Origin of the sequence: Kosakonia sp. MUSA4, from assembly GCF_013085925.1 — a bacterium.
GTDB lineage: Bacteria > Pseudomonadota > Gammaproteobacteria > Enterobacterales > Enterobacteriaceae > Kosakonia > Kosakonia sacchari_B.
In genome coordinates, this window is the sequence record NZ_CP025697.1 from 2,310,938 (window position 1) to 2,325,330 (window position 14,393).

Sequence of the window (14,393 nt, forward strand, 5' to 3'; positions counted from 1 at the left end):
TCAGCAAATAAATACCGATTGCATCGCCTGGCAATAGCGTTCAGAAACAGAGAACGATAAAGAGGAAACGGCTATGCAAACAATTGACTTTTATATGGTGGACGCCTTTAGCGACCAAACCTTTGGCGGCAATGCCGTTGCCGTGTGCCCGCTTACCGAATGGCTGCCTGACGATCTGCTGCTGAAAATGGCGCAGCAGCATAATCAATCCGAGACGGCGTTTTTTATCCGTAATGACACCGGGTTTGAACTGCGCTGGTTTACCACGCAGGCGGAAATTAACCTCTGCGGGCATGCTACTCTTGCCGCCGCGCACGTGATTTTTGAGTATCTGGATTACCCGGCGACGGAAATTCTCTTCGCTACCCGTTTTGTCGGCCCGCTGACGGTCACCCGTAAAGGTGACTGGCTGACGCTCGATTTTCCGGCCTGGGCAACACAAGAGGTCAGCACGCCGCCGGAACTGTTGCTGCAAACGCTGGGCATCAGCACGGCGAAAGAGGTACGCGTGGCGCGGGATTATCTGGTGGTGCTGGAGAACCAGGCGCAGGTGGAAGCGTTGCAACCGGATATCGCCGCCATGAAGCCGCTGGGAAAAATGGTCTGCGTGACCGCGCCGGGGGATGAATACGATTTTGTCAGCCGCTTTTTCTGTCCGGGCGAATCGGTGGCGGAAGATCCGGTGACCGGCTCGGCGCACAGCATGTTGATCCCGTACTGGGGCGAGAAGCTGAATAAAACGGTGATGCAGGCGCGGCAGGTCTCCGCTCGCGGCGGCGATTTACGCTGTGAATGGCGCGGCGACCGCGTGCTCATCGGTGGCCAGGCGACGCTCTATCTGCTGGGAAAAGTGTTCCTGCGCTAATGCCATCGCCGGATGGCGGCTTCGCCTTATCCGGCCTGCGGGAATTGCTTTAAGGTATCAACCACGCTTCCAGATCCGGTAAGCACAGCGCCAGCGGGTACTCCGTTGCCCAGGCCTGATAAGCGGAGCGCCATCAGGCATTATGCTGCGCGAGTGTCGGTATTGATTGCCGGATGGCGGCGTTGCCTTATCCGGCCTACGGGAATTGCTTTGGTTGGAAATAAAGGTATCCATCGCGCTTCCAGGCCCGGTAAGCACAGCGCCAGCGGGTACTCCGTTGCGTAGGCCTGATAAGCGGAGCGCCATCAGGCATTATGCTGCGCGAGTGTCGGTATTGATTGCCGGATGGCGGCTTCGCCTTATCCGGCCTACGGGAATTGCTTTGGTTGGGAATAAAGATATCCACTGCGCTTCCAGATCCGGTAAGCGCAGCGCCAGCGGGTACTCCGTTGCGTAGGCCTGATAAGCGGAGCGCCATCAGGCATTATTTGCGCGAGTGTCGGTATTGATTGCCGGATGGCGGCTTTGCCTTATCCGGCCTACGGAATTGCTTTGGTTGGGAATAAAGATATCCACCGCGCTTCCAGGTCCGGTAAGCACAGCGCCAGCGGATGCTCCGTTGCAGGCCTGATAAGCTCAGTGCCATCCGGCATTTCATTGCTATGTTAATGATGCGCCGCCGCAGATCACCAGTTCCTGGCCGGTAATGGCTGCGGCATCTGGTGAGAGCACAAACCCCACCAGCGCCGCGACTTCCTGCGGCGCGATCAGCCGACCAATCGGCGGTATATTCGGCGGCGAGCCTTCCCGTCCTGGCGCGCTGAGCATCGGCGTTTGCGTGGCCCCTGGCGCGACCACATTGGCGGTGATCCCGCGCGGCGCCAGCTCTGCCGCCCAGCTTCTGACCATCCCGACCAGCGCCGCTTTGGTGGCGACATACTGCGAACGCCCGGCGGCACCGCGCGAAGTACGGCTGCCAATCACCACAATTCGTCCGCCGGGCTGTAGCTGCGGCGCAAAGTGGTTAACCAGCGTTTCGGCGGCCTGCACATGCAGCCGCCACAGGCGCAGGCTGGTTGTCGCATCCAGCTCGCCAAGCGGCGCGGCAGCCATCATTCCGGCGGCGTGAATTACCGCCTGCGGCGTTTGTATCTCGGCGAGCACCTGGCGCAACGCCAGTTCATCGCTTAAATCCACTTGCAGGCTGCAAAACGCAGAAGTAGCCCGTTCAACCCGCGAGCGTGAAAGCCCGGTGACCTGCCAGCCGTGTTCCAGCAGCCAGCTAACAATCGCTTCGCCAATCCCGGAACTGGCGCCAGTAACCACAGCATGCGGCATGGTGTTAACCCTCCAGCAGCGCGCGCGGCACTTTGAATACCGCTTTACGCACCGTCATCGGCTCGTTCACCGCGCACAGCGCCTGATGCGGCTCGCCGGGAAGAAACACGGCGAAATCCCCGGTGTGCAGCGTCACGCTCACCGGCAATGCGGCGGTGGTGGTGATATACAAATCCGGCTTACGCTGTTCATCGCTCTCCTGCGGCAGGTATTGTGTTCCGGCATTGATCATTTCCTCGCCGGTCAGCACCACCTGAATATCTGCCCATAACCGGTGATATTCGGTGTGGCGTTGCGCCTGCGGTTGGGTATTCGCCGGGCCGATATTGCAAAACCACGCAGCCTGTTCTGGCTGCAAACGTCCGTCGTCGTGCGCCTGCAGCGCTGCCAGCGAGCACTGCGGTAGCGCAAGGATGTCGCGCAGCGCGGCGGGAAGCCCGGCCTGCGGCAGGGCGTTCAGATTGCCTAAAATCATCGGTTACTCCTTCACCCACGCTGGAGAGATACGTACATATTTGATGGCCTGACGGAACCAGGTATAAGCAATGTGCAGATCGCCGTCCGCGCCCTGTTTGATGCTGGGATAAGAGAACTCGCGGTTGAGTTTTTCCTGCGAGTTGTTGGTCATGCAGTAGCCATCGCCTTCATCCAGATTGCGCTGCCACGGCCAGCTTTTACCGCCATCCGGCGAGATTGCCACCGTCATCGGCGCGCGCGGTGCGCCCCAGAAGGCGCTGCGCCCGCGGGTGACCGTCGGTTCTTTACGCCCGTCGCCATCGTCGATCTCATCATAAAGCGAGGCGCGGCGTTCGGTGGCTCCGGCGGCGCTCATGTGGTTAAACACCAGCGCCAGCGCGCCATCGGTCAGCGTGGTTACCTGAATCGACGAGTTGTTGTTCGGCAGCACGGTCGGTTCCGGCACCGACCAGCTTTCGCCGCCATCGGTCGAGTGGCTGTAATAAATATTGTCCGCCCAGCGGCTGCGGAACAGCGCCACCAGCGTACCGCCGGGCAGAGCGGTGATATTCATATGCACGCAGCCAAGGCTTTGCGGTACGTCGACATCGCGCCAGCTTTTCCCCCGATCGGCAGAGATTTTTACTGCGCTGATATCGTCATTGCCGACCCATTTTTCCCCCGGCTGCGTGCGGCAATAGAACACCGGCAGCAGCCAGTTGCCATTCTCCAGCACGGTAATCGGCTGGCGAATAAAGGTACCGGGTTTGTCCAGCAGCGTGCCGATTTCCCCCCAGCTTGCACCAAAGTCAGCCGACTGGCGGTAGCGCACAATGGCGGTGTCCTGATTGCCGGAGATTTGGGCCGTCCACAGCAGCCACAGTGTGTTATCCGGCGCGAGGAACAGTACCGGGTTCTGCTCGGAGCGCGTCGGATCGTCCGAGAGTTTCACTGCGTCGCTCCAGCGCTGCGCGCCCGGCGCAAGGCGCGAACCGTAGACGGAAATATCCGCGACGCCTTCCTGCGAGCCGCCGAACCAGACGCAGAGTAAGGTGCCATCCGGCAGCGGCAGAATATTCGCCGCATGGTTTTGCGGGCAGGGCGACGGCAGCATCGCTGTGATAACGCGCGCGTCGTGCGGCTGCGGGCGTAAAACACCATCGCGATTAACAGTAGCGGACATATCAGGCTCCATTATGTTGAACGGGTTGAGACGCGTGAGAAGCGGCTTTTTGCTGTGCTTTATTGGGGATCAGGCGGTCCAGCACCATGATCACTGCCGGGGTAATCAGCGCGATATACATATTATTGATGCCAAACGGATCGCCGAGCAGATACCAGACCGAGGTCACCACACAGGCACCAATCAGCCCGGCGTTCGCGCCGCGGGTGCTCTTAAAGAACGGCGCATAGAAAGCAATGACGGCAACCACGGAAATCGACAGGCGAATAGCGCGGGTGAAGAAGGAGAGCTTCAGCACTTCCGGGACAAACAGCACGAAAATCAGCGGCAGAAAACCAATCAGCAGCGACAGCCAGCGCGTGGCTTTAAATTCCTGTTCCGGCGTCGGGTTGCGGTAGGGAACGTAAAAATCTTTTACCACCAGCGAGGCGATAGCCAGCGCAACGGTACTGACGCTGACAAAGATGGAAGCAACAAGTGACGTTGTCACCAAACCGGCAACCCACGGATTCATATCCTGCAGGAAAATCGGCATCGCATACAGGCTGTTGATTTCCGGGTGCAGGTATTTCGCCGCCACGCCAATCACCGCGATCGCCAGCGCAATCGGCAGGCAGAAGAAGAATGCCACCCAGGTGGAACGCTTCGCCGATTTCACATCTTTGGTCGAGCAAATCGCCTGGATCACGAACTGGGTGCAGAAGATGGAACCGATAGTGCCGATCAGCCAGGCAAAGATAGTGCTGGCGCCGAAGTTACCGTCCCAGGTCCAGTAATATTTCGGCATGTGTTCGATCATTGGCGTGAAACCGCCGGTTTTCGACAGGGCAAAACCCATGATCGCCAGAACACCGAAATATTTCAGCGTGCTGTGCAGCAGCGTCACCCAGGCGACGCCTTTCATGCCGCCGAACGCGAAGTAAAAAGTACTGACAATGGCAGTGATAAACGCCGCCACCGGCAGATTCACTTTCAACACCGTCGAAATCGCCGCCGCGCCACTGACGTAGTTGCCGACGTTCACCAGCAGCAGGGCGTAGATCATGATGATGGAGATGATGTTTTTGGTGCTGTTGCCGTACTTCTCGGCAATCGCGCCGGAGATGGTGATCTTGCCGGTGTTATAGATGCGTTTTACCAGCAGAAAGCCAAACAGCGGGAAGCCAATCGCCGCGCCGATCACCGACCAGGAGGCGGCAAAACCATCCTCAAACGCCGCCTGCGCGGTGCCGATCGTGGATTTTGCGCCGATGTATTCAGACATCAACAGAATGCCGACGATAAAGGCGGGCATCGCACGCGAGCCTTCCATAAAATCGCCGGTGTTCTTACTGCGTAAACGGAATGTCAGCCAGGTGGTGAACAGAATGTAGGCCACCACAATGCCGACGATGATGAGGGTATCTTGAGATGTAAAGGTGTTCATCTTTGCCTCTCTTCAGGGCGAGTGAATCCGGGGCGCCTGTCGCGCCCGGTTTTCTTATGACGAATGACTCCGCAATCAGTGAAGGTATTGCGTCACTATCTGGCGGATCTGTTGTAATTGTTGCTCGCTAAACGTGACGGCGTAACGGCTGTCGCCAACGTCATATCCCATGATTTGTAATGCTTTTTTGACTGCGGCGGGGGAAAACGCCACCTTGTACAAGTCGGTACGCAGCCCGGTGACGCGCTCCTGCGCCGCGCGGGAACCGGCGATATCTCCGGCGGTAAAACGTGACCAGATGGCATTGATAGCCTGCGGCGCAACGTTCGCCAGCCCGGAAATACAGGCTGGGCAGCCATCGACGAACCCCTGATGGATCAGGGAGTCCGGGCCGTTTAACACATCGAAACCGTGAATATCGCTAACCGCATGCAAAAAACCGCTCAGGCTCTCATAGCTGCCCGCGCTGTCTTTGATGCCGATGATATTCGGATGCGCCGCCAGCGTGCGCGCGGTCTGCGGTTCGATAGTGTTGCCGGTACGCGCCGGGATGTTGTAAAGAAAAACCGGCACGCTTAACGCGTCCGCCACGGCGCTGTAATGGGCAATAAGTTCATCCTGCTTCAGCGGTACGAACCAGGGGGTGATCACCGAAACGGCATCGACGCCGAGCTTTTCAATCTCTTTGCCCAGACGAACGGTTTCCCGCGTCGAGATCTCGCCAATATGCGCCACCACCGGCGCGCGACCGGCCACTTCATCGACGCAGGTGGCGGTGACGGCCACTTTTTCCTGTGCGTTCAGCACGAAGAATTCGCCATTGGTGCCGCCGCAAAAGATGCCGTTTCCGGCGTCGAGCTGGCGATTAATCTGCTGTTTCAGCGCCTGCGGGTTGAAAGCGCCCGCGGCGTCAAAAGGCGTGACAATGGCGGTCAGTACGCCTTTTATCGGTTTGTTCATCACAATTCCTCTGTTTGCGCCGAATGGCGGCTGGCCATCCGGCAACCACGTTATGCATTAAAACAAGGTTTGATAAATCGCCTGTACATCCTCGTGAGTGACGATGCAGGGCGCGTTATTCATCAACCGCTTAACATTGAGCGCTGCATCGCTTAGCGCCGGGATATCGGCACGCGGTACGCCGAGCGCTTCGAGGTTGTCCGGCAGATTCAGGCGCTTCACCAGCGCAGCAAACCACGCCACCAGCGCATGGGATTTCTCCTCTGCGCTCAGCGAGGTGTCTGCATCCGGCAGCAGATCCCACACCTGCGCGAATTTCTCCACCGCGTGCGGGCGCACCACTTTCATGCAGGGCGCGAGCAGAATGGCGTTCGCCACGCCGTGCGGCAGGTGATATTTGCCGCCCAGCGGATAAGAGAGCGCATGCACCAGATGGGTTCCGGCATGCGTGATCGCCGCGCCGCCGTAATAAGAGGCCCACAGCATTTCCAGCCGCGCATTGAGGTTGTGCGGCTCATTGACTGCGGTTTCGATATTGCGCAGCAGCTTGTGCAGGCCGATCAGCGCGACGTTATCGCTCACCGGATTGGCGATCGTGGCGGTAAAGCACTCAATCAGATGGCACAGCGCGTCGATGCCGGTCGAAGAGGCAATGTGCGCGGGCATGCTGGTGGTTAGCTCCGGGATCAGTGCCACGTAATCCGGCAACATGACCGGCGAAATGATGCCGATTTTGGTGTCCTGCTCAGGAATGGCGAGAATCGCATTCGGCGTGGCTTCCGAGCCGGTACCGGCAGTGGCCGGGATCAACAGCGAGCCGATGCGCGCCGTCGGCTTCTCGCCTTTCAACAGCGCAGCAAGACCCGGTGACGCCGGGTGGCACAGCACGGAGAGAAGCTTCGCCACATCCAGCACGCTGCCGCCGCCAATGCCAACCACCAGATCAAATGCGGTGATGTGTAAGGCACCGACAATTTTCGCGACGTCATGCTGGCTCGGCTCCGGCGGCACAGTGTCAATCAATTGCACGTGTCTGCCATCGCTCTCCAGCAGGGCGCGAATCTGTTGTGTCGCTGCGAGCTTAATAATGTTGCCGTCGCTGACCAGCAGGACGTTCTTTTTACCGGTCAGCAGCGGAGCAATGGCCGGAATCGCCCCCGCGCCGCTAATCAGTGTGCTGTTAATGGTTACCACGACCTTCTCCTGTCTCTGTTATGGTGATTAATCTCAATCATCAGATAGCAATCACCGTCACTACATGGCCTAAATTTATAATTTATTCGCAAACTGATTAAGTTGATCTTGCTCACATATAATCAATCATGATTGAATATAATCATATCCAGAGCATAATGACCCGGAGAAGGGATGAACGAACAACTGGTGGTGAAAGAGGTGGTGATCCTCGCGGATGATTTCACCGGCGCGAACGACGCCGGTGTCAGCCTGGCGCAGAGGGGCATGCACGTTGAAGTGGCGCTGACGGCCGGTTACGTAAGCCAGGCGCAGGCGCTGATCTACAACAGCGACAGCCGGGCGCTGACGGCTGTGGATGCCGCCCGGCGCATTCACACGCTGACGACGGAGATCAACAGCCATTACGCGCCGCGCTGGTTAGTGAAAAAAATCGACTCCACCCTGCGCGGCAATGTTGGCGCGGAAGTAGCCGCCATGATGCAGGCGCGGCAGGCAACGGCGGCCGTTATCGCCCCGGCGTTTCCACAAGCTGGGCGCGCCACCCACAACGGGCAGTGTTATGTGCAGGGCGTGCTGCTGACTGAAACCGAATTTGCCAGCGACCCGAAAACACCGGTGCAAAGCGCAGATATCGGCAGCCTGCTGGCGGCGCACAGCACGGCGGAATGTCGCTATCTGCAACCGGTGCAACTGGCGGAAGCACTGGCGCAGGCAACCCTGGATGCGCCGCTGTTACTGGTGGTGGATGCGCAGACCGATGCCGATCTCGACCTGATTATTGCCCAGACGACACGCGCTGCCACGCCGCCGCTGCTGGTGGGTTCCGCCGGGCTGTGCGATGCGCTGGCGCGCCATCTGGCACCGCAAAAACCGGCTGCGCTACTGGCGATAATTGGCTCTATGAGCGAAATCGCTCAACAACAACTGGAGCAGGCCGCAACGCATCCGCGCGTGACGCGTCTGCTGATTGATGTTGATGCGGCACTGGACGCGAAGAGCGCCGCATACCGGCAGGCGATTATTACCGCGCTGCGCGATGGCAATCACTGCCTGGTGCATACCTGCCCGGATGTGCAGGCGCGTCATCAAATTGCTGCGCTGTGCGCCCGTCGTGGCCTGAGCCGCAGTGAACTGGGTGAGCAAATTTGCGCATTTCTGGCGCAATTAACGCGCGAGGTGCTGAGTGAAGTGACGCCTGCGGCGCTGTATCTTTCCGGCGGCGATGTCGCGGTGGCGGTGGCGCAGGCGCTGGGCGCGAGGGGTTTTCATATTCAGGGGCGAGCCGCAGGTTGCGTGCCCTGGGGCTATTTTACAGGTTGCGAGTGGCAACGACCGGTGATGACCAGGGCGGGTGGCTTTGGCGACAAAACGACCTTGCTTAAGGTTCTGCATTTTATCGAGGAGAAATCGAGTGACTAATATCATTGCTGTAACGATGGGCGACCCGGCGGGTATTGGCCCGGAGATCATTATTAAATCGCTGGTCGAAGGAGAGTTATCCGGTGCGCCGGTGGTGGTGGTGGGATGTGCGCGTACCTTCCAGCGCATTCTGGCGATGAATATTACGCCGCGTGCGGAACTGAAGGTGATTGAACAGGTTGCCGACGCCCGTTTTGCGCCGGGCGTGATCAACGTCATCGATGAGCCGCTGGAGGATGCCGATGCGCTGCAACCGGGCGTGGTGCAGGCGCAAGCGGGCGATCTGGCGTATCGCTGTATCAAACGCGCAACTGCGCTGGCGATGAACGGTGAGGTAAAAGCGATAGCGACCGCGCCGCTGAATAAAGAGGCGCTGCACCTTGCCGGGCATCATTATCCGGGGCATACCGAACTGCTGGCGCACCTGACCGGCAGCAAAGATTACGCGATGGTGCTTTACACCGATAAATTGAAAGTGATCCACATCACCACGCATATTGCGCTGCGGAAGTTCCTCGATACCCTCAATCAGGATCGCGTAAAAACCGTGATTCGCGTGGCGGATACGTTCCTCAAACGCGTTGGTTACGAGAACCCGCGCATTGCCGTAGCTGGGGTTAACCCGCACGCCGGCGAAAACGGTCTGTTTGGCGATGAAGAGATCAACATTGTCGGCCCGGCGGTGGAAGCCATGAAAGCAGAGGGGCTGAATGTTACCGGGCCGTGCCCGCCGGATACGGTGTTTATGCAGTGCCACGAAGGGATGTATGACATGGTGGTGGCGATGTACCACGATCAGGGACATATTCCGTTAAAATTGCTGGGATTTTACGATGGCGTTAATATCACCGCGGGTCTGCCTTTTATCCGTACCTCGGCGGATCATGGCACCGCATTTGATATCGCCTGGCGCGGCAAAGCGAAAGCAGAGAGTATGGCGGTATCCATCCAGTTAGCTATGCAAATTACACGGGAATAATATGAAGGGATATAACCGGTTAGAGCAGATAATGGATTACCTGAAAGGTCACAATCTGGTGACGGTGGATCAACTGGTCGCGGCAACCGATGCCTCGCCAGCCACCATTCGCCGCGATTTGATTAAACTCGATCAGGAAGGCGTCATCAGCCGCACTCACGGTGGTGTGACGCTGAACCGGTTTATCCCCTCGCAGCCTACTACCAGCGAGAAAATGCAGCGTAACCTGGCGGAGAAACACGCCATTGCCTGCGCGGCGGCGGCGCTGGTGAAAGCGGGCGATGCCATTGTGCTGGATGCCGGAACGACGATGATTGAACTGGCGCGCCAGTTAACCCATCTGCCGCTGCGGGTGATCACCAGTGACCTGCATATCGCGCTGTTTCTCTCGGAATTTAAGCAGATTGAAGTGACCATTATCGGCGGACGCATTGATGATTCCAGCCAGTCGTGCATTGGCGAGCATGGACGCAAACTGCTGCAAAATATCTGGCCGGACTGGGCGTTTGTCAGCTGCAACGGCTGGGATTTTGAACGCGGCATTACCGCGCCGACCGAGGAAAAAGCGGCGCTGAAGCATGATCTGATCGTCAATGCGAAGCGGCGGGTTCTACTGGCCGACAGCAGCAAATATGGCGCGTGGTCGCTGTTTAACGTGGCGAATCTCGATTCGCTGACGGATATCATCACTGATGCGCAACTCAGCCCGGAGATCCGCCAGCAGCTTGACGCGTTGCCGGGGCGGCTAACCATTGCCGGTTAACCGCACGGGCTTCAGGGCAGGCGGGCGATATTTGCTTTAATCACCGCGACGGAGTGGTTGAATTTCACCACTTCGTCATCTTCCAGTTGTAACTCAATAATCTGCTGAACGCCGCTTTGCGTCAGGACAGCAGGAACGCCAATCGCCACATCTTTTACGCCGTATTCGCCATCGAGAATGCAGGAGATCGCCAGCGCGCGGTGGCTGCCGGTAAAGATATTGCGGCAGATCTCGGCGATAGTTCCGGCAATGCCGTACTCGGTGCAGCCTTTGCGGTTGTAGATCTCAAAGCCGTGGCGGCGCACTTTGTCTGCCAGCGCGTCGAAATCTAAGGATTGCCCGGTTTTGCGCAGGTAGACATCGGCAATCGGCGAACCGTACACCGACGAGTGCGACCACACCGGAAATTGCGTATCGCCATGTTCGCCGAGAATAAACGCATCAATACTCTGCGCGCCAATATCCAGCGCTTGCGCCAGCGTGCGACGCAGGCGTGTGGTATCCAGCCAGACGCCGGTGCCGATCACCTGGCTGCGCGGCAGGCCGGAGAGTTGCCAAACCTGCCAGGTAATGATGTCGCACGGGTTGGTGGCGACGAGGAAAATACCGTTAAAACCGTTGGCCATCATTGCCGGGACGATGTTTTTGACGATCCTCGCCGTGTTGGTCAGCTCATCCAGCCGCGTCTGGCCCGGTTGTAATGGGCCGCCCGAGACCGTAATGACCGCAATGTCGATATCGGCGCACTCTTCCACCGGGCGCGTGGAGATGGTCATCATGCCGGGCATATACGCGGCGGCATCCGCCAGATCCTGAACGTGGCCTTCCACGCGCTGCTGATTGAGATCGACGAGGATCAACTCCTCGCAAATGTTCTGGTTCAGCAGGGCATACGCGGCGGACGCGCCCACATTCCCTGTGCCGATAATCATCACCTTACGGGCTTTGGTATTCATGCAAGTTCCATTATCAGATTAGATATGGGCGTAAATTACCGTTACTTCTCCCTGTGATGCAACGTTGCGCCGGAGATATAAATGATTCCTATGACAGCATCCGGGCTTTGCGCGGTTATTTTTACAAGGTGATAACAACAAGGAGCACACGATGTACCGTATTGTTGATGCCTCTGCTACACAACCCGATGTCATAGCGCTGATTGCCGAGCTTGATCGCTACCAGGCGGCGCTCTATCCGGCGGAAAGTAACCATCTGCTCGATCTGGCCTCACTGCCTGACGGGACGCTGATTCTGCGCAAGATCCTCCATCTGGAGCAGGCCGTTGGCTGTGGCGCAGTGGTACTGAACCACGACGGTAGCGGCGAGATGAAGCGGGTATTTATCGATCCCACGCACCGTGGGCAACAACTGGGAGAAAAACTGATTGCCGCGCTGGAGCAGGCAGCGGCGGGGCGCGCATGTCATACGCTGCGGCTGGAAACCGGCATCGAGCAGCATGCGGCGGTAAAACTGTATCAGCGCTGCGGCTACCAGATCCGCGATGCGTTTGCGCCGTATCAGCCGGATCCGCTGAGCATTTTTATGGAGAAAGCGCTGCGCTGAATGCCTTGCCGCGCATGCGGTTACGCGTCAGAAAGCCCGGTTTGTGGCGTGGCTGCCATCAACGCCATTAATAGCGCGTGGGCGGTACGCCGAACATGGCGCGAAAAGCAAAGGTAAATGCGGCCGGGCTTGAATAGCCAAGATCCAGCGCGACCTGCGTGACGCTACGGTTGTTTTTTAACATCACCACGGATTCAAGCAAGCGCACGCGTTTTTTCCATTCGCTGAACGCCACGCCGGTCTCCTTTTTGAAACGCCGCGAAAAAGTGCGCACCGACATCCCGCTACAGGAGGCCCACTGCTCAATGCTGTGCGCTTCACCCGGCGTTTTTTGGATCTGGCTGCATACCTTCATCAGCAACGGCGAGCCTGGCCACGATATCGACAGACCGGCATCCGGCAACTGCCGAAGTAACGAAATCAGTACCTGCACAAGCTGCGCATCTTCGCCTTCATACTCGTACTGTTCCGGCACATTCTGCGTCGCGTAGTGGATAAATTCCCGCACGAAATCGCTGACCACCACCACTTTGCTGCCGCTGAAGGCGATGGTCGCGAAATCGGCTTCCACATAGAGGCTTTCCAGCAACACGTCGCTACCGGCAAGAATACGGTGCGGCACATGGGCCGGTATCCAGACGCCATAAAGAACGGGAACCACCAGCGTCTTGCCTTCAATTTCCACGCGCATATTGCCTTTCCGCGCATAGAGAAATTCCGCGAACGGGTGCTCATGTCTGTCCACACCCGTATCGCCCGACAAAGGGTAGCTGCGAAAGTAAACCGGGCGAGGCAGGGTCAACAGTACCGGCGCGGGCTGGCCGCAAATGGGCTGAGGCGGTGGTAACACTAGCTTAGAGCACATAACAACCTGACCTCTATTCGATGAAGTTTGTCTTGATAGCACAGCGCAGGCAGGGCGGGTTTACTGAATAATGACGGGGTCATAAAAATGTTTCGCCTGTCATGAATAATTTACCAGCCATCTGCCTGAGCGCTAAGCCTTTTCGCGCGTATTGACTGGAGTGATGGGTTACGGCTGGCACACGCTATGTTGAAGGAAAGATGATGGCTAACGAATGTACCGTCGAGGCGATCGGCAAACCAGACCACTGGCAGCGGATCGTGCAGGAACTGCTATCGCAGGCTGGTATTGTGATTAATGGACCAGACCCCTGGGATATCCGGGTACACGATACGCGCTTTTTTAAACGCGTGTTACAGCAGGGGTCTCTCGGCCTGGGCGAAAGTTATATGGAGGGCTGGTGGGATTGCAAACAGCTTGATGTGTTTTTTGACAAGCTGCTCCGCGCCCAATTGGACGAACAGCGCCCCGCCAGTTTTGCCGATCTGCTTCGCATCGCCTTTGCGCGGATCACGAATCCTCAGTCGCGCCGACGCGCCTGGCAAGTTGGCGAAGCGCACTACGATCTGGGCAATGATCTGTTTGGCTGCATGCTCGATCCCCATATGCAATATTCCTGCGGCTACTGGAAAGACGCCGATGAGCTGTATGCGGCCCAGGAGAATAAACTGGCGCTGATCTGTGAAAAACTGCAACTCAAGCCAGGCATGACGCTGCTGGATATTGGTTGCGGCTGGGGTGGTCTGGCTGAATATGCAGCGCGTCATTATGGGGTGAGCGTTGAAGGGATTACGATTTCGGCAGAACAAAAAGCCTATGCTGAAAGCCGCAGTGCCGGGCTGGATATTCGCATCTTGCTCGAGGATTACCGCGATCTGGACAGGCAATATGATCGTATCGTCTCAGTCGGCATGTTTGAGCATGTCGGCCCGAAAAACTACGCCACCTATTTTAACGTTGCGGATCGCTGCCTGAAACCTGACGGCCTTTTTTTACTGCACTCCATTGGTTCAAATAAAACCCAACATAACGTTGATGCCTGGATCAATAAATATATATTTCCTAACGGCTGTCTGCCCTCGGTAAAACAAATTGCTGAGGCCAGCGAGCCTTATTTTGTTATCGAAGATTTACATAATTTCGGCGCTGATTACGATAAAACCCTGATGGCCTGGCATCGCCGCTTTAATCAGGCCTGGCCGCAATTATCCGGCAATTACTCAACGAAATTTCACCGCATGTTCAACTACTATCTCACCGCTTGTGCGGGGGCATTTCGCGCCAGAAATATTCAGCTCTGGCAACTGGTGTTAAGCCGTGGCGTAACCGGCGGGCTGCGCGTGGCTCGCTAAATACAATATTTATAAGGCGAGCAAAAA

The 14,393-nt window shown here is 57.5% G+C and carries 14 protein-coding genes; 6 read left to right on the plus strand and 8 right to left on the minus strand.

The genetic code is table 11. The annotated features are described in order from the left end of the window. The first annotated feature begins 73 nt into the window (after positions 1–73). Positions 74–865, plus strand: a complete 792-nt coding sequence (locus C0557_RS11070) for a PhzF family phenazine biosynthesis protein (RefSeq protein ID WP_208658463.1) — start codon at positions 74–76, stop codon at positions 863–865. A gap of 660 nt (positions 866–1,525) precedes the next feature. On the opposite strand, the gene C0557_RS11075 is transcribed toward C0557_RS11070, so the two are convergent. From C0557_RS11075 to C0557_RS11100, 6 genes are all read right to left on the minus strand, one after another. After that, a complete protein-coding gene (locus C0557_RS11075; protein ID WP_208658464.1) occupies positions 1,526–2,203 on the minus strand; it encodes an SDR family NAD(P)-dependent oxidoreductase in 678 nt (225 codons plus the stop codon). A gap of 4 nt (positions 2,204–2,207) precedes the next feature. Further along, positions 2,208–2,678: a YhcH/YjgK/YiaL family protein gene (locus C0557_RS11080; protein WP_208658465.1), complete on the minus strand. Its 471-nt coding sequence runs from the start codon at positions 2,676–2,678 to the stop codon at positions 2,208–2,210. 3 nt (positions 2,679–2,681) lie between these two features. After that, the gene (locus C0557_RS11085; RefSeq protein ID WP_208658466.1) at positions 2,682–3,842 is read right to left on the minus strand and encodes an exo-alpha-sialidase; all 1,161 of its coding nucleotides are present in this window, start codon (positions 3,840–3,842) and stop codon (positions 2,682–2,684) included. Position 3,843: 1 nt separating this feature from the next. Continuing rightward, on the minus strand, positions 3,844–5,268 hold the full coding sequence (locus C0557_RS11090) for a sodium:solute symporter family protein (protein ID WP_208658467.1): 1,425 nt from the start codon (positions 5,266–5,268) through the stop codon (positions 3,844–3,846). A 75-nt stretch (positions 5,269–5,343) separates the two neighbouring features. After that, positions 5,344–6,228: a dihydrodipicolinate synthase family protein gene (locus C0557_RS11095; RefSeq protein ID WP_208658468.1), complete on the minus strand. Its 885-nt coding sequence runs from the start codon at positions 6,226–6,228 to the stop codon at positions 5,344–5,346. Positions 6,229–6,285: 57 nt separating this feature from the next. Then, entirely contained in the window at positions 6,286–7,422 is a 1,137-nt protein-coding gene (locus C0557_RS11100; RefSeq protein WP_208658469.1) for an iron-containing alcohol dehydrogenase, read from the minus strand. A gap of 174 nt (positions 7,423–7,596) precedes the next feature. Between C0557_RS11100 and C0557_RS11105 the strand changes: the two genes are divergently transcribed. The 3 genes from C0557_RS11105 to C0557_RS11115 are packed head-to-tail and all read left to right on the plus strand — an operon-like array spanning position 7,597 to position 10,586. Then, positions 7,597–8,844 carry a four-carbon acid sugar kinase family protein gene (locus C0557_RS11105; RefSeq protein WP_208658470.1) on the plus strand — a complete coding sequence of 416 codons (1,248 nt, stop codon included), beginning with the start codon at positions 7,597–7,599 and terminating at the stop codon, positions 8,842–8,844. Then, a complete protein-coding gene (locus C0557_RS11110; RefSeq protein ID WP_208658471.1) occupies positions 8,837–9,823 on the plus strand; it encodes a D-threonate 4-phosphate dehydrogenase in 987 nt (328 codons plus the stop codon). Before C0557_RS11105 ends, C0557_RS11110 begins: the two co-directional genes overlap by 8 nt. Position 9,824: 1 nt before the next feature. Next, positions 9,825–10,586, plus strand: a complete 762-nt coding sequence (locus C0557_RS11115; RefSeq protein ID WP_208658472.1) for a DeoR/GlpR family DNA-binding transcription regulator — start codon at positions 9,825–9,827, stop codon at positions 10,584–10,586. Between the two features lie 11 nt (positions 10,587–10,597). Here C0557_RS11115 and C0557_RS11120 read toward each other — a convergent pair whose 3' ends face one another. Continuing rightward, positions 10,598–11,542 (minus strand): L-lactate dehydrogenase, encoded by a 945-nt coding sequence (locus C0557_RS11120; RefSeq protein ID WP_208658473.1) that lies wholly within the window; start codon positions 11,540–11,542, stop codon positions 10,598–10,600. A 151-nt stretch (positions 11,543–11,693) separates the two neighbouring features. On the opposite strand from C0557_RS11120, the gene C0557_RS11125 reads away from it, so the two are divergent. Then, on the plus strand, positions 11,694–12,149 hold the full coding sequence (locus C0557_RS11125; protein ID WP_208658474.1) for a GNAT family N-acetyltransferase: 456 nt from the start codon (positions 11,694–11,696) through the stop codon (positions 12,147–12,149). 67 nt (positions 12,150–12,216) lie between these two features. Here the strand turns inward: C0557_RS11125 and C0557_RS11130 are convergent, their stop codons facing one another. Beyond that, positions 12,217–13,014 (minus strand): AraC family transcriptional regulator, encoded by a 798-nt coding sequence (locus C0557_RS11130; RefSeq protein WP_208658475.1) that lies wholly within the window; start codon positions 13,012–13,014, stop codon positions 12,217–12,219. Positions 13,015–13,217: 203 nt separating this feature from the next. Between C0557_RS11130 and cfa the strand changes: the two genes are divergently transcribed. Then, a complete protein-coding gene (gene cfa, locus C0557_RS11135) occupies positions 13,218–14,366 on the plus strand; it encodes a cyclopropane fatty acyl phospholipid synthase (protein ID WP_208662906.1) in 1,149 nt (382 codons plus the stop codon). Positions 14,367–14,393 lie beyond the last annotated feature (27 nt).

Coding starts and splice junctions, on each gene's coding strand:
- C0557_RS11070 (WP_208658463.1), top strand. CDS start 74: ATGCAAACAATTGACTTTTATATGGTGGACGCCTTTAGCGACCAAACC.
- C0557_RS11125 (WP_208658474.1), top strand. CDS start 11,694: ATGTACCGTATTGTTGATGCCTCTGCTACACAACCCGATGTCATAGCG.
- cfa (WP_208662906.1), top strand. CDS start 13,218: ATGGCTAACGAATGTACCGTCGAGGCGATCGGCAAACCAGACCACTGG.
- C0557_RS11115 (WP_208658472.1), top strand. CDS start 9,825: ATGAAGGGATATAACCGGTTAGAGCAGATAATGGATTACCTGAAAGGT.
- C0557_RS11130 (WP_208658475.1), bottom strand. CDS start 13,014: ATGTGCTCTAAGCTAGTGTTACCACCGCCTCAGCCCATTTGCGGCCAG.
- C0557_RS11120 (WP_208658473.1), bottom strand. CDS start 11,542: ATGAATACCAAAGCCCGTAAGGTGATGATTATCGGCACAGGGAATGTG.
- C0557_RS11090 (WP_208658467.1), bottom strand. CDS start 5,268: ATGAACACCTTTACATCTCAAGATACCCTCATCATCGTCGGCATTGTG.
- C0557_RS11095 (WP_208658468.1), bottom strand. CDS start 6,228: ATGAACAAACCGATAAAAGGCGTACTGACCGCCATTGTCACGCCTTTT.
- C0557_RS11075 (WP_208658464.1), bottom strand. CDS start 2,203: ATGCCGCATGCTGTGGTTACTGGCGCCAGTTCCGGGATTGGCGAAGCG.
- C0557_RS11080 (WP_208658465.1), bottom strand. CDS start 2,678: ATGATTTTAGGCAATCTGAACGCCCTGCCGCAGGCCGGGCTTCCCGCC.
- C0557_RS11105 (WP_208658470.1), top strand. CDS start 7,597: ATGAACGAACAACTGGTGGTGAAAGAGGTGGTGATCCTCGCGGATGAT.
- C0557_RS11085 (WP_208658466.1), bottom strand. CDS start 3,842: ATGTCCGCTACTGTTAATCGCGATGGTGTTTTACGCCCGCAGCCGCAC.